This is a genomic window from Curtobacterium sp. MCSS17_005, assembly GCF_003234225.2.
Lineage (GTDB): Bacteria > Actinomycetota > Actinomycetes > Actinomycetales > Microbacteriaceae > Curtobacterium > Curtobacterium flaccumfaciens.
This window is the reverse complement of sequence record NZ_CP126258.1, coordinates 3183726-3203699: the sequence shown is the minus strand read 5'-3', so window position 1 is coordinate 3203699 and position 19974 is coordinate 3183726. Positions and strand designations below refer to the sequence as shown.

Genomic DNA, 19974 nt, shown 5'->3' with positions numbered 1-19974 from the left:
TTGTCCACATCAACCGCCACCGGCATCCCGGTGTCCGCCACCACGACCACCACCGATCCACCCGATCGCCGTCGCCGCCGCCTGAACACGAACGGTGGCAGCGCGCCGTACCTCTTCATCGCGCCGTTCTACGTGCTGTACGGCCTGTTCATGATCGTGCCGGTGCTCGCCGCCGTGTACCTGTCACTCACCGAGTGGGTCGGCCTCGGCGCGCCGAACTGGATCGGCCTGTCGAACTACGCGAACCTGTTCCGGGACACCAGCTTCGGCACCGCCCTGGTCAACTCGTTGATCTACACACTCATCGCCGTGTTCGTCATCGTGCCGTGCTCGCTCTTGGTCGCGCAGGCGCTCAACGCCAAGGGACTCCGCGCCCGAGACTTGTTCCGGGTGACGTTCTTCATCCCGATGGTGCTGTCGCCGATCGTCATCGCGCTCATCTACAGCCTGGTGTTCGACACGAACTACGGGCTGCTCAACGCCACGCTCAAGGCGCTGTTCGGCCTGCCGAACACCGACTGGCTCGGCGACCCGACGCTCGCGAAGGTCGCCATCGGCTTCGTGCTCCTGTGGCGCACGGTCGGGTACCTGACGATCTTCTTCCTGGCAGCACTGCAGAACGTGTCGCCCGAGCAGTACGAGGCCGCGTCGCTCGACGGGGCAGGAACCTTCCGGAAGTTCACCAACGTGACGCTCCCGGCGATCCGACCGGTCACGGCGTTCGTCGTGGTGACGAGCTTCATCAGTGCCGCGCAGCTGTTCGACGAGCCCTACCTGCTCACCAAGGGCGGTCCGGGCGAAGCCACGCTCTCCGTCGCCATGTTCATCTACCGCGCCGCCTTCGAACGGCAGCAGTTCGGGTACGCGGCAGCCGCCGGTGTCGTGCTGTTCGTCGTCGTGTTCGGCGTCAGCCAGATCCTCAACCGCGCACTCGCCATCGGGAGGGACGCATGACCGCCACCACCGACCGCCCGGACACCCGGGCCGTCACGACCGCCGGAAGCCGGGCACCCCGGTCCGGCCCGCCCCGCACCAGGGGCTGGATCGCTCGCCGCGGCCTGCTCTACGCCACACTCGTGGCGCTGCTGCTGGTCTTCGTGTTCCCGCTGCTCTGGGCGCTGTCCGGCTCGTTCAAGCAGCGTGGCGACATCTTCGCGACACCGCCCACGCTCATCCCGAGCCCGGCGACGGGGGAGAACTACACGAACCTGCTCGCCACCCAGCCGTTCTGGGCCTGGTTCGGCATCAGTGTGGGCACCGCCCTGATCGCGACCGTCGTGTCCGTGTTCGTCTGCGCGATGGCCGGGTACGGCTTCGCGAAGTTCCGGTTCCGGGGCAAGCGGATCCTGTTCGCCGTGATGTTCTCGTCGCTCTCGGTGCCGTTCGCGGTGATCCTCGTGCCGCTCTTCATCCTGGTGGTGAAGTCCGGGCTGACGAACCCCTGGTTCTCGCTCGTCGTGCCGTGGGTGGCGCCGGCGTTCGGCATCTTCATGATGCAGCAGTTCATCGTGCAGGCGATCCCCGACGAACTCATCGAGGCGGCCCGCATCGACGGCAACTCCGAGTTCGGCACGTTCCGCCGGGTCGTACTCCCGCTGCTCCGACCGTCGCTCGGCGCCCTGGCGGTGTGGAGCTTCCTGCAGAGCTACAACTCCTTCCAGTGGCCGTTGGTCCTGCTGTCCGACTCGAGCCAGTACACGTTGCCCCTCGGCCTCAACGCGATCTTCGCGTCGGAGAACCGGTCGTACGACCTGGTGCTCGCCGGGGCCGTGCTGGCGAGCGTGCCGACGATCCTCGTGTTCCTGCTCCTCCGCAAGCAGCTGCTCGACGGGCTGACCGCGGGGGCGGTCAAGGGATGACCGACACCCGCACCCACCACCGATCCTTCTCGAACGGAGCACCCAGCACCATGCAGCACGACCGCGTCCTCTTCGGCGCCGCCTACTACCACGAGTACCAGCCGACCCCTCGGCTCGATGAGGACATGCGCCTGATGCAGGAGGCCGGCTTCTCGGTCATCCGCGTCGGTGAGTCCGTCTGGAGCACCTGGGAGCCGGAGAACGGCCGCTTCGACCTGGAGTGGCTCGCACCGGTGCTCGACGCCGCCCACGAACACGGCATCCGGGTGATCCTCGGTACACCCACGTACGCCGTGCCGATGTGGCTCGCCCGCATCGTGCCGGAGATCAACGTCCGCCGCCGCACCGACGGCGAGGCGATGGGCTGGGGTGCCCGGCAGGAGATCGACTACGCCCACCCGGCGTTCCTGTTCCACGCCGAGCGGGTCATCCGGAAGATCGTCGCCCGCTACGCCGAGCACCCAGCCGTGATCGGCTACCAGGTCGACAACGAACCGGGCAACGAGCTCATCGCGAACCCCGAGGTGTTCCAACGCTTCGTCGACCACCTGCGCCACACCTACGGCAGCGTCGAGCGGCTGAACGAGGAGTGGGGCCTGACCTACTGGTCCCACCGGCTGTCCACCTGGGCGGACCTGTGGACGCCGGACGGCAACGCGCAGCCGCAGTACGACCTTGCCTGGCGCCGGTTCCAGGCCTCGATCACGACGGACTTCATCGCCTGGCAGGCATCGGTCGTGCGGGAGTACTCGCGTCCGGACCAGTTCGTGACCACGTGCATCGCCTACGAGCGGCCGACCGTCGAGGACGAGGTGCTCACCCGGACGCTCGACGTCACCGCCGGCAACCCGTACTACCGGATGCAGGACGCCCTCGAGCTGCCGAGTTTCGAGGAACCCGCACAGTTCTGGACCTCGTCCGGTGCCTGGTCGATCTTCGCCTCGGGCGACCGCATGTACGGGTCGAAGCAGGCACCGTTCCTGGTCACCGAGACCAACGCGCAGGCCATCGGGTTCTCGTGGATGAACGAACCGGCCTACGAAGGGCAGTGGCGCCAGGCCGCCTGGGCGCTCGTGTCCCGAGGCGCGTCGATGATCGAGTACTGGCACTGGCACACGCTGCACTACGGCGTCGAGACGTACTGGGGTGGCGTCCTGCCGCACTCGCAGCAGCCCGGTCGCACGTACGAGGAGATCGCCCGGATCGGAGCGGAGTTCGCGCACGCCGGGGACCGGGTCGCCGGCCTCCGCCCGCACGCCGACGTCGCCCTGCTGTTCTCGAACGAGTCGAAGTGGGCGCTGAACGAGCACCCGGTGCTCGGCGACGGCATGGAGCCCGACCGGCGCTCGTGGCAGACGATCTACGACGCCTACGCCCGAGGCGTCTTCGATGCGGGACTGCAGGCGAACACCGTGCACCCGTCGCAGGTCTTCGACCGTGAGCCGGCGTCCGTCGCCGCGGAGCGTCCGGTGCTCGTCGCTGCCGCGTTCACCATCGCGACCGACGCCCAGCTGCAGTGGCTCGCCGCCTACGCCGAGGCAGGTGGCCACCTGGTCGTCGGCATCCGCACCGGGTACGAGGACGAAGAAGCCCGTGCGCGGCTCGAACGGAAGCCCGCGTTCCTCGACGTGCCCGCGGGCGTGCACTACGACGAGTTCAGCAACCTCGGCCGACGCATCCCGGTGTCGGCCGGAGCCGCTGCCGCTGAGCACGGGTTCACCGTGCCGGCCGGAGCGACGGCCACCCGGTGGGCAGACGGCTTGCTCGTCGACGACGCCGACGTACTCGTCGGGTACGACCACCCGCACCACGGTCGGTTCGCGGCGGTGACCTCCCGGTCGCACGGAGCCGGTCGGGTCACCTACGTCGGGACCGTCCCGGATCCGGCGCTCGCCGCAGCGATCACGGAGTGGGCGGTCGCGCAGGGCAGCGGGTCGCCGAGCTGGCAGCCGCAGGCCGACACGCAGTCGGTCGCGAGTTCGGTCAACGGCCGCGGCGAGACGGTGCACGTGATCCACAACTGGTCGTGGGAACCGAGCACGTACGCGGTGCCGGTCGCCGCGGAGGACATGTTCGAGGGCACGGCACTCGCCGCGGACGCCGTGCTCGAGCTCGGGCCGTGGGACGTCCGGGTGGTCGTCGTCGCATAGCGAGACCGGAGCAGGCGGGCCGTCGGGTCGGACGGTCCGCCTGCTCCTTCTGTGCAACAGCGGCACTCGGACAGTGGTCAGGCCGCGGCCCGGAACGCCTCCAACGCCGTTCGGGCTTCCGTCGACGACGCGAGTGAGACGGAGCGGCTGCCGATGCCCGTCGCCAGGGACAGCGCGACGGCGGCGGCACCGACCTCGGACGCCGAGACCCACTCCGGCTCGCCGTCGACGAACCGGGTCCGCACCGGCCCGAGCACGAGCGCGTGGACATGCTCGTCCGGCGACTCCGCCGCGAGGACCCGCTGCATCATGAGCACCGCGGCCTGCTCCATGCTCACCAGCCCGCTGCCCGGCACCGGGAACTCGGCGGACTGCCCGACGACCACCGTGTACGCGCCGACGCCACTGAGCCGCGGGACGATCGCCCGCGCCAGTGCCATGTGCGCCGTGGCGAGCCCGGTGAACGCTCCCGCCCAGTCGTCCTCGTCGATGGTGGTCAGGGGCCCGCCCTGCCACCATCCGCCCACGGGGACGACCACGTCGTCGATGCCGCCGAGTCGTTCGGTCATCTCGGCACCGAGTGCTTCCGCCCCGGCGAAGGACGTGTAGTCGTGCGTCGGCAGGTGCAGCAGCTGGGAGGTGCCGATCGCGCCGAGCGCGGCGCGGAGTTCTGTGCCGCGCGCATCCGAACGGGTGGGGACGACGACGTCGGCACCGGCGTTGAGGTAGGCGCTGACGATGCCCTCCCCGACACCGCCTGTGCCGCCCGGCACGAGGACGCGACGACCTGAGAGGTCAGGGCTGATGGGATCTGTGGACATGTTCGACTCCTTGGTGAAACCAATGTTGGTTCAACCAACGATACACTCAAATGGTTGGTCGCACCAACTGATAGTCTTCGGGCATGGCCGACGACCCCACTCCACCCCAGGCGCTCCGGACGCTCGTGAGCTGGCAGGCCGGGCGACTTGCCACGATCGGTGCGCGCCTGACCAGCGCCCGGATGCCCCTCGAAGCGCGGTCCGACTTCGCGGTGCTGGCAGCGCTCGACGAGAACGGCGCGCTGAGTCAGGCCGAGATCGGCCGGGTGCTGGGTCTGGACCGCAACAACGTCAACGGCATCGTCGTCCGGCTCGAGGGGGACGAGGCCGTGACTCGGGAGCCTGACCTGTCGGACCGCCGGCGGAACGTCGTCACGATCACGCCCGCCGGACGGCGCAGGCTCGCCGAGATCCAGGTGCTCGCGGATGCCGTGCAGGACGAACTGCTCACCGCGTTGTCGACGAAGGAGCGGAAGGACCTCATTCACCTGCTCGACCGGGTGCTTGCCGGTCACGGAGGTCAGTCCGTCTGACCCACAGGTGACGCCGCAGGGCCGACTCGGAGGTGACGGCGGTGATCCGCGCTTTCCTCGTTTCTGCAGTGGGTGGCTACAGCATCGACGCTGAATCGCAATGTGCCGACGGCGATTACGGAGAGATGACCGGGAGCGGCTCGACCAGCTGATCAGGGGCTCATCAACGGACCTCCGCTCGACCACGGCTCGTGCGCGATCCTCCGGCTGCTGCATGTCCGAGATGACCGTGTCCTGCGCGAAGGGCACGCTGTCCGTGTGGTCAGTCGGAAGAAGCGGGCGGTAGGTCGATGGCAGGCTCCCTCGGCCGCAACCCGAGCTCGGCAGCAGCCGTGAGGTACGCGCAGTACACCTCGCCGTACCGAGCGGTCGCGCGATCCGCACGAGCGACGTCTGTCGGGCGCTCGACGTTCGTCTCGTACCCGATCGTCCGGCGCTCCGCGGCCTCGTCGATGACCGCTACCGACCACCGCCAGATGTCGGAACTCGACGCAGTCGGCGGCGCATGCTGCAGCACCTCGTCCGGTACTGGGATCACTCGCTGATCGGGGGCGGCGCTGCGGAAGAAGGCGAAGAGCATCGCGGGGACGGCGACGACGCCTCCGCCGAGGACCACGCCGATGAGTCGGGCAACGACTGGCTCGTCTCCGGGCAGCAGCGGCGGCGCGACCACGAAGCCGAACGCGCCGCCTGCCATGTACCCGATCGCAAAGACCGCCAAGGCGGACGCTGTTGCGAGCCGGTCCTGACGGCGCACGCCAGCTGGATCGTGGAGTCTGCGCCACCGAGACGCGGTGTCGGCGGCGGGGCCGTCGCGATCGACGTACACGCGGCCGTCGGGGGCCCGGAAGAAGGGTGAGTCTGCACGCTCCAGATCGATCACGGGATTCCGTCACCCCTGCTCATCGTCCCTGCGGACAGCATCAGAAGTCCGGGCTCTGGTGAGTCTGACCCTTGGCCAAGGAGCATCTGACCAGCGACCCGCGCAAGCGTGGCTCCGGACACGCAGACGAGCACCGGCGTCCACCGTGAGGTGCGCCGAGCGCAATGCTTCTGCGAGTTCACACCATCAATCTAGGGCGTGACGCCCACGCCCTCCACTGCTATGTTTGCGCGCACAACAAATCCCGGACGACGACGTCGGAGGACGCGCGATGACGCACGCACCAGATCACCGCTTCGGCGAGACGACCCTGAAGGTCGTCGATGCCACCGGCGCACCCATCCCCGGTGCCGACATCACCGTCGAGCAGACCGGCCATGCCTTCGCCTTCGGCAACATCGGCTTCGACTTCATCGAACTGGCCAACGGCGAGGCGACCGGCGACGCCAACGCCGAAGCGCAGGACGAAGCAGGCGCCGAGCGCCTCGCCGACCTCTACACCGACGTCTTCAACACCGCGACGCTCCCGTTCTACTGGGGCCGCTTCGAGCCCGAGCGCGGAGCCCCGGACACCGCCAGGCTCCTGACGACGGCGCAGTGGTTCCGCGACCGGGGCATCGCCCTCAAGGGTCACCCGCTCGTCTGGCACACCGTGCAGCCCGACTGGCTGCTGGGGCTCCCGCTGGACGAGGTCGAGCGGCTCCAGCGGGAGCGCATCCGCCGCGAGGTCTCCTCCTTCGCCGGCACGATCGACACCTGGGACGCCATCAACGAGGTCGTCATCATGCCGGTGTTCGACAACGGCGACAACGCGATCACCCCGCTCGCCCGGGCCAAGGGCCGCATCCCGATGATCCGGATGGCCTTCGAGGAGGCCCGCGCCGCCAATCCGCACGCCACCCTGCTGCTCAACGACTTCGACCTGTCGAGTGCGTACGAGTGCCTGATCGAGGGCGTGCTCGAGGCTGGCGTGCAGATCGACGCCATCGGACTGCAGACCCACATGCACCAGGGCTACTGGGGCGAGGGCACGATGCTCGCGATGGTCGACCGGTTCGCCCGCTACGGCCTGCCGCTGCACCTGACCGAGACCTCGCTCGTCTCCGGCGACCTCATGCCCGCGCACATCGTCGACCTCAACGACCACCAGGTTGCTTCGTGGCCGTCGACGCCCGAGGGTGAGGCGCGCCAGGCCGACGACATCGAACGCCACTACCGGAGCCTCGTGGGGCACCCTTCCGTCGAGGCGATCACCTACTGGGGCATCACCGACGCCGGCGCCTGGCTCGGCGCCCCGATCGGACTCGTCCGCGCCGACGGCACCCCGAAGCCGTCCTACGACGCGCTCCGCCGCCTGGTCAAGGAGGAGTGGTGGCTCGGCCCGACGGCGCTGCGCACCGACGACCGCGGTCGGGTGCAGGTCCGCGGCTTCCGCGGCGACTACCGCGTCGATGTGCGCGGCACGTCCGCCCCGTTCGCCGTCACCGACGTGCCCACGCAGGTGCGGATCGTCACGTGACCACCTGACGGACTGGAGGCCCGCTGCGCCCCCGCCCCGCGCCTCCGGTCCGTCATCTGGTCGCGCGTCCTGCGGTGACAACACCCCAGAGGGCTCCACCGACGAGGATCGCGGCGCACGCGACGAACGCGGGCACGTCGTCGGCGCGTCCGACTGCGATGTAGACCAGGCTCACGACCACCGTCGCGCCGCCGGCGATGCTCGTCGGGACGACCGCTGCTCGGTGGCCGAGCATCCAGTCCTCGTCGCTGCGCATCGTCGCCCGGGTGCGGATGCCCACGAGCCCGTTCCGGCCGATGAGGCCCCGCGCCGGCAGTGCGACGAAGACGATGGTCAGGACGGCGGCCGCCGTCTCGATCGCGATCACGTGGTCTCCTTCTGGGGCGGTCATCGCGCTCGCGTGTGTGGCTGGGATCGGAGCGCGTCAGACCAAACCTGCCGGTATCCGGTGAAATACGCAAGGGGCAACAGGGCCCGCTACCGCCGCACGTACCGGTGCTCCGGCCGCCCCGCAGCCCCGTACCGCAACTGCATCGCCACGGTCCCGTCCGCTGTGAGCTGCGCCAGGTACCGCTGCGCCGTCGCCCGCGACACCTCGATCGCCGCAGCCACCTCGGCGGCGGATCGTTCCTCACCGGCCACGAGCTGCTCGAGCACCAGCGCCGCCGTGGCCGCCCGGGACGGCGACGCCCCACCGCTGTGGCCGGCGTGCAGGATCCGGAACGCCCGCTCGACGGCCTCCTGGTCGAGGGTCGACCGCTCGTCGAGCACGTTCCGCGACCCGGCTCAGGCGGCGTCGAGCTCCCGGGTCAGGGCCGCGACGAAGTCGTCGATGTCCTGCTCCGAGGTGTCGTACGCGCACATCCACCGCACCTCGTTGCGGCTGGCGTCCCAGTCGTAGAACCGGAAGTGCTTCCGCAGCCGGCCGGCCACCCCGGCGGGCAGGGTCGCGAAGACGCCGTTCGCCTGGGTCTGCTGGCTGAAGCCGACACCCCGGATGCTGCCGTCGGCGATGCCGGCCTCCAGCGCACCGCGCAGTCGGGCGGCCATGGCGTTGGCGTGCCCGGCGGAGCGCAGGTACAGGTCGTCGCTGAGCAGGGCGATGAGCTGCGCGGAGACGAACCGCATCTTCGACGAGAGCTGCATGTTCATCTTGCGCAGGTAGTGCAGCCCCTCGGACGCCGAGGGGTTCAGCACGACGATCGCCTCGCCGTAGAGCATGCCGTTCTTCGTCCCGCCGAAGCTCAGCACGTCGACGCCGGCGTCGGTGGTGAAGTCGCGCAGGGGGACCCCGAGGGACGCCGCGGCGTTGGAGATGCGGGCGCCGTCCATGTGCAGCTTCATGCCGAGTGAGTGGACGTGGTCGGCGATCGTCCGGACCTCGTCCACCGTGTACGCGGTGCCGAGTTCGGTGGTCTGCGTGATCGACACGACGAGCGGCTGGGCGCGGTGCTCGTCGCCCCAGCCCCAGGCCTCGCGGTCGATGAGCTCGGGCGTCAGCTTGCCGTCGGGTGCCTCGACCGGCAGGAGCTTCATGCCCGCGACGCGCTCGGGCGCCCCGGCTTCGTCGGTGTAGATGTGCGCGGTCGCGGTGCACACGACCGCTCCCCACCGCGGCAGCATCGACTGCAGGCCGACGACGTTCGCGCCGGTGCCGTTGAAGACCGGGAACGCCTCGGCCTGCGACCCGAAGTGCTCCCGGATCACCTCGTTGAGACGTGCCGTGTAGACGTCCTCGCCGTAGGCGATCTGGTGGCCATCGTTGGCCGCGGCGATGGCGGCGAGGATCTCGGAGTGGACGCCGGCGTAGTTGTCCGAGGCGAAGCCCCGCAGGTCCAGGTCGTGCAGTCGGAGGGTCACGCGTTCATCCTAGGTTCGAGGGATCAGGCGCCGTGAGCGGGATGCGGGCACCGTTGACGTCGGCCGGTGCGGTGTCCCAGAGCCGGACGACCTCGGCGCCGAGCCGCTCCTCGAGGCCGGACAGCGCGCCGACGACGAACACGGCGGCCGCGGCGGTCTCCGGTGCCTCCTTCCGGAACCCTTGCGCGACCGCCCGGACCCAGGCGTCGGACGCGGCCTTCGCGGCGGCGTAGTTCGCGGCACCGGCGGTGGGGGAGTCGACCGCGGTGGACGACACGAACGCGAGCCGTCCGGCAGGGGACGCCACCAGGTCGTCATGGAAGACCCGGGTCGTGTTCCGCAGGGTCCGGAAGGCGCGGTCGAAGAAGTCCCAGTCCGCGTCGGACTGGCCGACGATGCTGCCACCGCCGCGCCACCCGCCGACCAGGTGGACCAGCCCGTCGACGCGGCCGGCGTCCGCGTGCACGTCGTCGGCCAACGCGGTGACCGCACCCAGGTCCGACAGGTCGCACGTGCGCGTCGTGACGCCCGGGACGGACGCGCGCAGGGCCTCCAGGGCGTCGGGTCTGGTGCCGATCGCGACGACGGCCGCACCGGCGGCGGTGAGTGCGCGCGCGACGGCTGCGCCGCTGGCACTGGTCGCACCGGCGATCAGCACCAGGCGACCGGCCACCGAGCCGTCGGTCACGCGGCGGCCTCGGCGACGAGCTCGGCGTCCGTGGTGCCGGTGATGCCGGCCGTGGACGCGATGACGGTCGCCATCTTCTTGTCGAGGGCCTCGTAGAACATCGACAGCGGGAACTCGTCGTCGAGCACCGCGTCGGTGTAGCCGCGCGGCGGCCCGGCGAGCGTCTCGTCGGGCAGGCCACGCGCCCACTTCGACGCCGGGTGCGGCGTGAGCGTGCGGGTCAGCATCTCGTACGCGGCGAGCCAGTGCGCCGACTTCGGCCGGTCGATCGAGCGCCGGTAGAGCTCGTTGATCTCGTCGCTCAGGGCGATGATCACGTCCGGCACCTCGGGCCAGTCGATCGTCAGCTGCGTGTCCGTCCAGTGCAGGACGCCGTGCTGGTGCATCCAGGCGAACAGCAGCTGGCCGCCCAGTCCGTCGTAGTTGCGGACCCGGCTGCCGGTGATCGCGAAGCGGAAGATGCGGTCGAAGACGACCGCGTACTGCACCAGGCGCGCGTGGTCGCGGATGGCGCGCTGCGCGTCCTGGAGGCCCGTGTCGGGTCCGGCGGACAGCTCGCGTTCCAGACGCACGGACTCCCGGAACGCGGTCAGGTCGCAGCGGAGCTCCTCGAGCGAGTAGAGGAAGAACGGCATCCTGCTTGATCATGAACGGGTCGAAGGGCAGGTCCCCGCGCATGTGCGAGCGGTCGTGGATGATGTCCCACATCACGAAGACCCGCTCGGTCAGCTGCTGGTCGTCGAGCATCGCCGCGGCCTCGGCCGGCAGCTCGAGCTTGGTGACGTCGGCGGCGGCACGGACGACCCGGCGGTAGCGGGCGGCCTCGCGGTCCTGGAAGATCGCGCCCCACGTGAAGGCGGGGATCGAGCGCATCGCGACGGTTTCGGGGAACAGCACCGCCGAGTTCGTGTCGTACCCCGGGGTGAAGTCGACGAAGCGCAGCGCGACGAACAACGCGTTGCCGTGGTCGCCGGCCTCGAGCTCGGCGATGAATTCCGGCCAGATGACCTCGACCAGGACCGCCTCGACGAAGCGCGAGGTGCTGCCGTTCTGGGTGACCATCGGGAACACGACCAGGTGGCCGAGCCCGTCGACGCGGTGCTGCTGCGGCTGGAACGCGATGAGGGAGTCGAGGAAGTCGGGGACCCCGAAGCCCTGCTCCTGCCAGCGTGCGAAGTCGAGCTGCAGCACCTGCAGGAACGCAGCATCGTGCGGGAAGTGCGGTGCCAGCTCGGCGACGGCCGGCACGATCACCGCGACGTGACCGGCGGCAGCGGCGTGGTCGGACGGTTCGGGGACGGAGCCGTCCCGCGTCTGCAGGGCCTGCAGGGCGACGACCGCGCGCTTGAGCCGGAGCCAGGCGGGGTGAGCGGCGATCTCGCGCACGGACAGGTGGTCCTCGACGACCTCGGGCTCTCCGACGATGGCGTCCTGCGAGATCTTCTGGGCGAACTGGGACATGTCGAACCTCCCGTCATCGGGGTCGGCCGCGGATCTGCGGACGAGTGGTGCGCGTTACCGGATCGTCTCGAGCCTAGGGAAGTTCGGGGGACGCAAAGTTGCCCATCTGCGGTGGAATCGTGCGTCGTCGTGGTGCTCGCGCGGGGATCCGACTGCTGCGCGCACGGAACCGTCGCCGGTCCTGCGTGGGCGGTCAGCGTGGTCGGAGTCAGCGGCGCCGGGCGGGTCGCCCTGAGCTGTTGTCTCCACGGGCCTCCGAGTCGATGCGCTCACGCTTGGTGACGGCATCGATCGCTTCGCTCACCGTCGAGTCCGGATGGGTCTCACGCCAGCTTCGCACCTGTGCCGGGTCTGGTGCTGACCCCGGGTGGATCGGCGTACTCCCGACGATGCTCGGAGCGAAGGCGGCGTACGTGATCGTCGCGAGCGCTGCCAAACACGCGTAGAGCAGATCGAGCGAGAGCCAGGCGCCGACCGTCGACACGATTCCGAAGAGCACGATGAAGGCCGGCGCCCGGCGCCTCATCGGAAGCACCCTCGCTTCACTGCCGCGATGCCGAGGAGCTCAGCCCCCAGCGCAGCCGCAGCCCCGCCGAGGGCCCGGATCTTCTCCCAGCTGAAGGACGCGCCCCACATGATCCGGACTGCCTTCGTGACGCCGCCGAGCGAGTTGATCAAACGTTTGATCTTCAAGATCTTCGCGACGGGGAATGCCGTTGAGGCGATCACGAGCGCGATCGCTCCCGTGCACTCGAGGATGCTCGCACGAGTCGCTCGCTGGACCAGCGGGTTGCCAGCTGCCCATTCCTCGTACGCGGTCTGGCCCTGGAGGAGGACGGCTTCCGGAACGCTCTCGATCAGCGCAAGCCCGCGTTCGACGTCGGCGGCCTGGAGATCGAGGTCCTCGACGATCGAGGTGACCGAAGCCGCAGGTGCTCCCGTGGCAGCGTGAGCTGGCGGAGCGGCGAACGTGGACGCGCACAACCCGGTTGTCAACAGCCCGACAATTGCGATCTTGCTCGTGGAGACGGTGAACGACGTCATTGGGTGCCCTCCCGATCGACGTCCTTCGCCGATCGCAGACCAATCTGCCGCTATCCGGTGAAATGTGCAACGACAAGTTTGATACGTGGGAACGGAAGCTCGAGCCTCGTTCCCCTGGGTGTTCACCCAGTGGCGGGAGGGGAGCGCGTGAGTGTGAGGAAATATTGGTTCCGGGAACGAACCACCTTCCGATCTGGGGTTCTGTGGCGCATCGGGCTTGTGCCCCGATCGCTGTACCCCGGACTGCTCCGTCCGCCCCCGAACGGAGGGTGTGGCGACCACACGAAGCTTGCGATCCGCTCAGGAAACCCGTCTGTTCACTTCTGAGCCCTTTCCTGGACGCCGGCTGAGGGGCCTTCGTTGGTCGAGCGACTGCCAATGTGATGCCCGCCGGAACGGGAGCGCAGCATCCCCCGGCGCACCCGACCTGCTGCCCCGGATTCCGAAGGATGCCGTTGTCCACAGATTCGCCCCGCCTGCTCACGGTCGTGCGGGACCCATCGGACGTCAGGTTCCGGAACATCGCCCGTGCCGGCGGTGTCACCGTCCTCGCGATCATGTTGCTCGTCGGGCTGTTCCTGGCCGTCCGGGCCGCCGAGGCCCTGCGCGTCGCCGGGTTCGGGTTCCTCACCACGCAGGCCTGGGACCCCGACGCGCACCGGTTCGGCATCGCCGCAGTGCTGGTCGGCACGGTGCTGATCGCCGCCGTCGCGATCGCGTTCGCCCTGCCGCTCTCGCTCGGCACCGCGCTGTACATCACCGAGTACGCACCCCTGCGGATCCGCAAGGCGTTCATCGGGCTCGTCGACCTGATGGCCGCGATCCCGAGCGTCGTCTACGGGCTCTGGGGCTTCTTCTTCCTGCAGTCGCAGATCACTCCGGTGTCGCGGTGGATCTCGCAGTGGTTCGGCTGGATCCCGCTCTTCTCGGTGTCGGGCGTCGACCTCGACGACCCGCTCGCGTCGCCGACCGCGTACACGGCCTCGACGTTCATCGCGGGCATCGTCGTCGGGCTGATGATCACGCCGATCGTCACCTCGATCATGCGCGAGGTGTTCTCGCAGGCCCCGCTCGGTGAGCGTGAGGGGGCGCTCGCGCTCGGGTCGACGCGGTGGGGGATGATCCGCTCGGTCGTGCTGCCGTTCGGCCGGGGCGGCATCATCGGCGGGACGATGCTCGGTCTGGGCCGGGCGCTGGGCGAGACCATCGCGGTCTACATGATCATCTCGCCGGTGTTCGTCATCCAGCCGCACATCCTGCAGGCCGGAGCGAGCTCGGTCTCCTCGCTGATCGCCCTGCGGTACGGCGACGCGACACCCTTCGGCATGTCGGCGCTCATGGCAGCGGGTCTGACGCTGTTCCTGATGACGCTGTGCATCAACTTCGCCGCGTCCGCCGTGGTCGCCCGATCGCGTTCGGGAGCGAGCAGCTAACCATGACCGACACCACCCAGGCGCCGTCGGGCGTCACGTCACCCCTGCCCACCGTCCCCCTGTCGACGCCCGTGCCGGCCAGCCCGGTGACGGTGTCGACCCCCTCGGGCTCCGGCTCCGGCACGGTCCTGCCGCGGCTCGAGCGCGAGTCCGAGCCGGCCCGCGGGCCCGAGGAGCGCCGGTTCAGCGGCACCCGGATCAGCGACGTGCTCTGCGTCGTCGGTGCCGGGGTCGCCTCGGTCTCGGTCACGTCGATCGTGTTCATCGAACTCGCCCCGGTCTCCGGCCCGATCGCCTTCGCGGCCGTCGCCTACGTGATGTTCCTGGTGTTCTACGCGCTCCTCGTCGCCACCAACGAGAGCGCGGCCGTGGTCCGTGACCGGGTCGTCTCCGCCGCGGTGCACTCGCTGGCGTTCGTCGTGGTGGCCACGCTGGTGTTCGTCGTCTCGTTCAGCGTGATCCGGGCCACGAAGGCGCTGCCGCACTGGAACTTCTACACACAGGACATGGCGCTCACCGGGCCGCTCGACCCGATGACCTCCGGCGGGGTGCTGCACGCCATCGCGGGGTCGCTCATCCAGATCTCGATCGCGCTCGTGATCACGGTGCCGCTCGGCGTGACCACGGCGTTGTTCCTGACCGAGGTGCCCGGACCCTTCGCCCGGTTCGTCCGCACCATCGTCGAGGCGATGACCGCGCTGCCATCGATCGTCGCGGGGCTCTTCATCTACGCGAGCGTCATCGTCGGGCTCGGCTTCGACAAGTCCGGGTTCGCGGCGTCCCTGGCGATCAGCGTGATGATGCTGCCGATCATGATCCGGTCCGCCGACGTCGTGCTCCGCCTGGTGCCGTCGACGCTGAAGGAGGCGTCGATCGGGCTCGGTGCCGGTCAGTGGCAGACGGTGTGGCGGGTCGTGCTGCCGACGTCCCGCTCCGGCCTGGTGACCGCGATCATCCTCGCCACCGCGCGCGGCATCGGCGAGACGAGCCCGGTGCTGCTGACCGCCGGCTTCGCGCCCGACCTCAACCTCGACCCGACGAGCGGTCCGATGATCTCGCTGCCCCTGGCGATCTTCGAGTTCGTCAAGTCGCCCGAACCGAACATGATCGCCCGCGGCTTCGGCGCGGCCGCGGTCCTGATGTTCCTCGTGCTGGTGCTCTTCGTGATCGCCCGCGTGATCGGGTCGCAGACCGTCGCCACCCGTGAGCGCCGCAACGACCGCTTCCGGGCGCTCGGTCGCCTGGTCCTGCGCGGTGTCGCCGTCGCCGAACCGGTCTGGCGCCCCGTCGGCCGTTTCGTCCGCCGGCATGCCCGCCGCTACGTCCACCCGTTCCCCGCCGACGCCTCCCAGAAGGACCCCTCGTGAGACCCCGCAGAACACGCCTGATGGGCGCGGTCCTGGCCGCCGCCGCACTGGCCCTGTCGATCCTCCCCGCCACCGCGGCCGACGCGGGCGAGTCCTACGTGCCCATCTCCGGCGCCGGCTCGTCGTGGAGCTCCGTCGCGATCCAGCAGTGGGCCGTGAACGTGCAGCAGTACGGGATGAAGGTCCGGTACGCCAGCACCGGGTCCTCCGACGGCCGCAACCAGTTCAAGGCGGGCACGGTCGACTTCGCCGTCTCCGAGATCCCGTACGGCATCAAGGACGGTGGGGTCACCGACGTCCCGCCGACGGTCGGCTACGCGTACATGCCGATCGTCGCCGGTGGCACGTCGTTCATGTACAACCTCAGCGCCGGTGGCAAGCAGATCACCAACCTGCGGCTGTCCGGCCCGGTGCTCGCGGGCATCTTCACCGGCAAGATCACGAGCTGGGACGACCCGAAGGTCAAGGCCGACAACCCCGGGCTCGACCTGCCGAAGCGCCGCGTCGTGCCGGTCGTCCGGTCCGACGGGTCCGGGTCGACCGCGCAGTTCACCACCTGGATGAGCAAGAAGTACCCAAGCGAGTGGAACGCGTACTGCAAGCAGGCGGGCCGGCCGCTGCCGTGCGGCATCACGTCGAACTACCCGACGGTCGCCGGCAAGGGGTTCATCGCCCAGCCGAACTCGCAGGGCGTGTCCGGCTACGTCGCCCAGAAGGCCAACGTCGGCACGATCACGTACGTCGAGTACTCCTACGCGCTGAAGACCGGCTACCCGGTGGCGAAGGTGCTGAACAAGGCCGGTTACTACGTCGAACCGACCGCCTCGAACGTCGCGGTGGGCCTGCTCGGCGCGAAGATCAACCAGGACAAGCGGTCGTCGTCGTACCTGACGCAGATCCTCGACGGCGTCTACGACAACCCCGACGCCCGCACCTACCCGCTGTCGTCGTACTCCTACATGGTGGTGCCGACGACCACCGACGCGAGCCTGACCCCGGCGAAGGGCAAGACCCTCGGGGCGTTCGACTACTACTTCCTGTGCGAGGGGCAGCAGCAGGCCGAGGTGCTCGGGTACTCGCCGCTGCCGATCAACCTGGTGCAGGCCGGACTCGACCAGGTGCGGCGCATCCCCGGCGTCGAGGCGAAGAAGATCGACATCCGGAAGTGCAACAACCCGACGTTCTCCGCCGACGGCAAGAACACCCTCGCCGTCAAGGCGCCGCAGCCGCCCGCGTGCGACAAACTCGGCGCGACCCAGTGCAACACGGGCACCGGCGGGGCGAAGGGCACCACGACGCCGACCCAGAGCGGTGGCGCGTCCGGCGGTGGCGCGGGCGGCTCCGGTGGCGGTACCGGGGCGGCCCAGGGCTCCGGCTCGGGCTCCGGCGGCGGTTCGGCAACCGGTGCGAAGGGCGGCGGGTCCGGGGGTTCCGGTTCCGGCGGCTCGAGCGGATCCGGTTCGGGATCCGGGAGCGGTTCGACTGAGCTCTCCGGCGGCAGCACCGGCAGCGGTGGCACCGGCGCGGTGCCCGCACTGAACAACGGCTCGCCCGTGCAGTGCGACGCCGACAGCGGTGTGTGCCAGAACGTGGCCGCCCTGCCGGTCGAGGTCGACGCGGCCGACGGCTGGACGCCGACCCGCACCCTGATGCTCTGCGCCGTGGCCGCACTGCTGGGCGTGGTCCTCCTGCCCCCGCTGATCGGCGTGCTCGTGTCCCGACGGAGGACCCAGAAGTGAAGAACCAGCACCTCGTCCGACTCGGTTCCGCGGCCCTCGTCTTCGGCGCCGTCACCTCGACCATCGCCGGTTCGTTGCTCGTCGCCACGATCCCGGCGTCAGCCAACGCGCCGTCGGCCACGCCCTCGTCCGCGGTGACGAAGTCGTGGGTCGACGCGCAGGCCGCCCTCGGTGCCGGGGGATCGACCACCACGCCCGACCCCGACGCTGCGGACTTCTCGAAGATGTCCTTCACGGTCAGCCAGACCCGCGAGCTCACCGACCAGGGCGTCACGGTGAGCTGGACCGGTGCGAAGCCGACCTCGCCGAGTGAGTACGCCACCGACTACGTCCAGGTCATGCAGTGCTGGGGCGACGAGGCGGCCGGACCGTCCCCCGAGCAGTGCCAGTGGGGCGCTCCGTCGTCGACCATCGCGGCGCTGACCGGCGTCGGTGCCGCCAAGCGCGACCTGGTGAACGGGGACGACCCGCTGCAGGACCCGACCCTGACCGGACCGGACGCGAACGCCGACCTGCTGCTCGACCCGCCCGTCGAGAACCCGTTCCTCCGCGCCTACCGCGTGCCCTTCCGGTCGGTCGACGGGACCCTGTCGAAGAGCACGACGGAGCTGTCGAAGCAGTTCGACGCGACGACCACGAACGAGGTCACGGCCGCGCGCACCGCGAGCGACGGCACCGGCCAGGTCACCTTCGAGACCCAGTCGGGGCTCGAGGCGCCGCAGCTCGGCTGCGGGCAGGACCGGGTGGCTGCCGGAAGGACGACGCCGCGGGACTGCTGGCTCGTGATCGTGCCGCGCGGCAGCCACAACCTCGACGGCGGCACCGCGGGGTCGACCGCCGCCGGTCGTGTCACCGGCTCGCCGCTGTCGGCGTCGGCCTGGCGCAACCGCGTCGTGTTCCCCCTCGGGTTCCAGTCCGTGGCCCAGGCCTGCCCGATCGGCAACGCGGAGCAGCGCCTGGTCGGCTCGGAGCCCGCCACCGAGGCGGTCACCGCCTGGCAGCCCGCACTGTGCGGACTCGGCACCACCTACGGCTACTCGCAGATCGGCGACGAGGAGGCACAGCACCAGATCGTCTCGACGACCGACGGAGCATCACGGCTCGCCCTGGTGAACACCCCGCTCGACCCCGCGACCGCCCCGGACACGACCATCCGGTACGCCCCGGTGGCGCAGTCGGCGATCGTGATCGGGTTCTCGATCGACTACCGGCTGTACCCGGACGCCCCCGCCAAGGCGCGGAACGGGCTGCAGGCGCAGGAGCTCACCCTCGACGCACGGCTCGTCGCGAAGCTGCTCACGCAGTCGTACCAGGCGGACGTGCCCGGCCGTGGCAAGGGCGACCCCACCGTGGCGGCGAACGCCTCGAGCATCGTGACGGACCCGGAGTTCCTCGCGCTCAACCCGACCTTCGTCGGCTCGAAGAGCGACACCGCCCCGGCCGGCCTGATGGTCGCGCTCGGGGACACGAACGCGAACGCCCGGGTCTGGGCGTGGCTGCGGGCGGACCCGGTCGCGGCGGCGTTCCTCGACGGGCGCCCGGACGAGTGGGGGATGCGGATCAACCCCGCCTACCGCCCGCTGTCACTGGCGACCGACACGACGATCGACAGCTTCCCGAAGGCCGACCTGACGATCGCGAAGGGCGGCGACCCGGACGAGACCGGCTACGGCACCCTCGACATGCGCCCGTACATGAACGACATGCACGAGGGTGCCTACCGGACGCTCAAGGCGGACCCCAACCAGAAGGACTCCTGGAACCCGTTCGGGCAGCCGAAGGGCTACACCTCGCTCGGCGCCCAGGTGCCGGGGAGCCGGTTCCTGCTGTCGATCACGGACACGGCCTCGGCCGCCCGGTACGCGCTCCCCACCGCGAAGCTCGTGAACGCCGCCGGCGAGGCCGTCGCCCCGACCACCGAGTCGATCACGAAGGGCATCGCGACCATGCGGCCGTCGACCGTGCCGGGCGTCGTCGTGGCGGACCCGGCGAACCGTGACGCGGGGGCGTACCCCCTGGCCATGCTCAGCTACGCGGCCGTGAACGTCTGCGCCTCGAGCCCGGCGGAGCGTTCGGACTACGCCACATTCATCCGGTACGCGAGCGGTGCCGGTCAGGTACCGGGGGAGAAGCAGGGCGAGCTCCCTGCCGGCTACGTCCCGCTGTCGAGCAGCATGCGGACAGCGGCCGGGCAGGTCGCCGCCGGGCTGACCGACGCCCGGACGGTCACCGCGGCGTGCCCGAAGCCGCCGGCGGCGTCGGCTCCGACCGAGCCGACGGCGTCCGGCACCGACGGGGCGGTCCCACCGCCCACCGACACGACGGAGACCGTCACCGATCCCGTCACCGACCCGGGGACGTCGACCGACACCCTGCCGGACGCGACCGTCGACCCGGTGGCCGATGCCGCGCCTCCCGTGTCGACCAACGACGTCGACGAGGCGTCCGGACCCACCCAACGCACCCACGACCAGCCGCTCGCCGCGACCCGCCTGGGTCTCGCCGCGGCGCTCGGAGCCGGCCTGCCGGCGCTCGGCGTGGGGCCGTTCCTGATCCGCCGTGGCCGGAGGCTGGCGATGCTGGCCGCCGCCCACGTGTGACCGAGTTCCATCCACGA

At 70.1% G+C, this 19974-nt stretch carries 17 protein-coding genes and 1 pseudogene; 9 read left to right on the top strand and 9 right to left on the bottom strand.

The annotated features are described in order from the left end of the window. Genes DEJ20_RS15265 through DEJ20_RS15255 form a run of 3 tightly spaced genes read left to right on the top strand, consistent with a single transcriptional unit; the run spans position 1 to position 4009 of the window. Positions 1 to 954, top strand: coding sequence for a carbohydrate ABC transporter permease (locus DEJ20_RS15265; RefSeq protein WP_220035012.1), 954 nt, complete (start codon positions 1 to 3; stop codon positions 952 to 954). Next, complete coding sequence (locus DEJ20_RS15260; RefSeq protein ID WP_110864171.1) at positions 951 to 1859, top strand: carbohydrate ABC transporter permease; 909 nt, start codon at positions 951 to 953, stop codon at positions 1857 to 1859. The genes DEJ20_RS15265 and DEJ20_RS15260 overlap by 4 nt, the downstream gene beginning before the upstream one ends. Beyond that, a complete protein-coding gene (locus DEJ20_RS15255; RefSeq protein ID WP_258377211.1) occupies positions 1856 to 4009 on the top strand; it encodes a beta-galactosidase in 2154 nt (717 codons plus the stop codon). The genes DEJ20_RS15260 and DEJ20_RS15255 overlap by 4 nt, the downstream gene beginning before the upstream one ends. Before the next feature lie 77 nt (positions 4010 to 4086). Here the strand turns inward: DEJ20_RS15255 and DEJ20_RS15250 are convergent, their stop codons facing one another. After that, positions 4087 to 4830 carry an SDR family oxidoreductase gene (locus tag DEJ20_RS15250; RefSeq protein ID WP_111224243.1) on the bottom strand — a complete coding sequence of 248 codons (744 nt, stop codon included), beginning with the start codon at positions 4828 to 4830 and terminating at the stop codon, positions 4087 to 4089. Between the two features lie 83 nt (positions 4831 to 4913). On the opposite strand from DEJ20_RS15250, the gene DEJ20_RS15245 reads away from it, so the two are divergent. Further along, positions 4914 to 5363 (top strand): MarR family winged helix-turn-helix transcriptional regulator, encoded by a 450-nt coding sequence (locus tag DEJ20_RS15245; protein WP_111235994.1) that lies wholly within the window; start codon positions 4914 to 4916, stop codon positions 5361 to 5363. 262 nt (positions 5364 to 5625) lie between these two features. Here the strand turns inward: DEJ20_RS15245 and DEJ20_RS15240 are convergent, their stop codons facing one another. Continuing rightward, on the bottom strand, positions 5626 to 6246 hold the full coding sequence (locus tag DEJ20_RS15240; RefSeq protein WP_111235995.1) for a hypothetical protein: 621 nt from the start codon (positions 6244 to 6246) through the stop codon (positions 5626 to 5628). Positions 6247 to 6517: 271 nt separating this feature from the next. Here DEJ20_RS15240 and DEJ20_RS15235 point away from each other — a divergent pair, with 271 nt between their 5' ends. Continuing rightward, positions 6518 to 7765 (top strand): endo-1,4-beta-xylanase, encoded by a 1248-nt coding sequence (locus DEJ20_RS15235; protein WP_111235996.1) that lies wholly within the window; start codon positions 6518 to 6520, stop codon positions 7763 to 7765. Positions 7766 to 7817: 52 nt separating this feature from the next. Here DEJ20_RS15235 and DEJ20_RS15230 read toward each other — a convergent pair whose 3' ends face one another. The 7 genes and pseudogenes from DEJ20_RS15230 to DEJ20_RS15200 all read right to left on the bottom strand — a co-directional run bounded on the left by DEJ20_RS15230 (position 7818) and on the right by DEJ20_RS15200 (position 12818). After that, positions 7818 to 8156: an SdpI family protein gene (locus DEJ20_RS15230; RefSeq protein ID WP_111235997.1), complete on the bottom strand. Its 339-nt coding sequence runs from the start codon at positions 8154 to 8156 to the stop codon at positions 7818 to 7820. 86 nt (positions 8157 to 8242) lie between these two features. Next, positions 8243 to 8536, bottom strand: coding sequence for a helix-turn-helix domain-containing protein (locus DEJ20_RS15225; RefSeq protein ID WP_258377212.1), 294 nt, complete (start codon positions 8534 to 8536; stop codon positions 8243 to 8245). A gap of 15 nt (positions 8537 to 8551) precedes the next feature. Beyond that, positions 8552 to 9625: a threonine aldolase family protein gene (locus tag DEJ20_RS15220; protein ID WP_111235998.1), complete on the bottom strand. Its 1074-nt coding sequence runs from the start codon at positions 9623 to 9625 to the stop codon at positions 8552 to 8554. 4 nt (positions 9626 to 9629) lie between these two features. Continuing rightward, complete coding sequence (locus DEJ20_RS15215) at positions 9630 to 10313, bottom strand: SDR family NAD(P)-dependent oxidoreductase (protein WP_111235999.1); 684 nt, start codon at positions 10311 to 10313, stop codon at positions 9630 to 9632. Further along, positions 10310 to 11774, bottom strand: a pseudogene (locus tag DEJ20_RS15210) (DUF6421 family protein). Before DEJ20_RS15210 ends, DEJ20_RS15215 begins: the two are co-directional and overlap by 4 nt. Positions 11775 to 11982: 208 nt before the next feature. Then, entirely contained in the window at positions 11983 to 12300 is a 318-nt protein-coding gene (locus DEJ20_RS15205) for a hypothetical protein (RefSeq protein ID WP_111236000.1), read from the bottom strand. Next, positions 12297 to 12818, bottom strand: a complete 522-nt coding sequence (locus tag DEJ20_RS15200) for a hypothetical protein (RefSeq protein ID WP_111039793.1) — start codon at positions 12816 to 12818, stop codon at positions 12297 to 12299. Before DEJ20_RS15200 ends, DEJ20_RS15205 begins: the two co-directional genes overlap by 4 nt. Positions 12819 to 13267: 449 nt before the next feature. On the opposite strand from DEJ20_RS15200, the gene pstC reads away from it, so the two are divergent. From pstC to DEJ20_RS15180, 4 genes are read left to right on the top strand one after another with little or no spacing between them, the layout of a single operon-like run. Next, positions 13268 to 14251, top strand: coding sequence for a phosphate ABC transporter permease subunit PstC (pstC, locus tag DEJ20_RS15195; protein WP_111039792.1), 984 nt, complete (start codon positions 13268 to 13270; stop codon positions 14249 to 14251). Positions 14252 to 14253: 2 nt separating this feature from the next. Further along, on the top strand, positions 14254 to 15618 hold the full coding sequence (gene pstA, locus DEJ20_RS15190) for a phosphate ABC transporter permease PstA (protein ID WP_111236001.1): 1365 nt from the start codon (positions 14254 to 14256) through the stop codon (positions 15616 to 15618). Next, entirely contained in the window at positions 15615 to 17357 is a 1743-nt protein-coding gene (pstS, locus tag DEJ20_RS15185) for a phosphate ABC transporter substrate-binding protein PstS (RefSeq protein ID WP_258377213.1), read from the top strand. The genes pstA and pstS overlap by 4 nt, the downstream gene beginning before the upstream one ends. After that, positions 17354 to 19957 carry a hypothetical protein gene (locus tag DEJ20_RS15180; protein WP_111236003.1) on the top strand — a complete coding sequence of 868 codons (2604 nt, stop codon included), beginning with the start codon at positions 17354 to 17356 and terminating at the stop codon, positions 19955 to 19957. Before pstS ends, DEJ20_RS15180 begins: the two co-directional genes overlap by 4 nt. Positions 19958 to 19974: the final 17 nt, after the last annotated feature.

Coding starts and splice junctions, on each gene's coding strand:
- DEJ20_RS15255 (WP_258377211.1), top strand. CDS start 1,856: ATGACCGACACCCGCACCCACCACCGATCCTTCTCGAACGGAGCACCC.
- DEJ20_RS15250 (WP_111224243.1), bottom strand. CDS start 4,830: ATGTCCACAGATCCCATCAGCCCTGACCTCTCAGGTCGTCGCGTCCTC.
- DEJ20_RS15260 (WP_110864171.1), top strand. CDS start 951: ATGACCGCCACCACCGACCGCCCGGACACCCGGGCCGTCACGACCGCC.
- DEJ20_RS15235 (WP_111235996.1), top strand. CDS start 6,518: ATGACGCACGCACCAGATCACCGCTTCGGCGAGACGACCCTGAAGGTC.
- pstC (WP_111039792.1), top strand. CDS start 13,268: ATGCCGTTGTCCACAGATTCGCCCCGCCTGCTCACGGTCGTGCGGGAC.
- DEJ20_RS15230 (WP_111235997.1), bottom strand. CDS start 8,156: ATGACCGCCCCAGAAGGAGACCACGTGATCGCGATCGAGACGGCGGCC.
- DEJ20_RS15245 (WP_111235994.1), top strand. CDS start 4,914: ATGGCCGACGACCCCACTCCACCCCAGGCGCTCCGGACGCTCGTGAGC.
- DEJ20_RS15200 (WP_111039793.1), bottom strand. CDS start 12,818: ATGACGTCGTTCACCGTCTCCACGAGCAAGATCGCAATTGTCGGGCTG.
- DEJ20_RS15205 (WP_111236000.1), bottom strand. CDS start 12,300: ATGAGGCGCCGGGCGCCGGCCTTCATCGTGCTCTTCGGAATCGTGTCG.
- pstA (WP_111236001.1), top strand. CDS start 14,254: ATGACCGACACCACCCAGGCGCCGTCGGGCGTCACGTCACCCCTGCCC.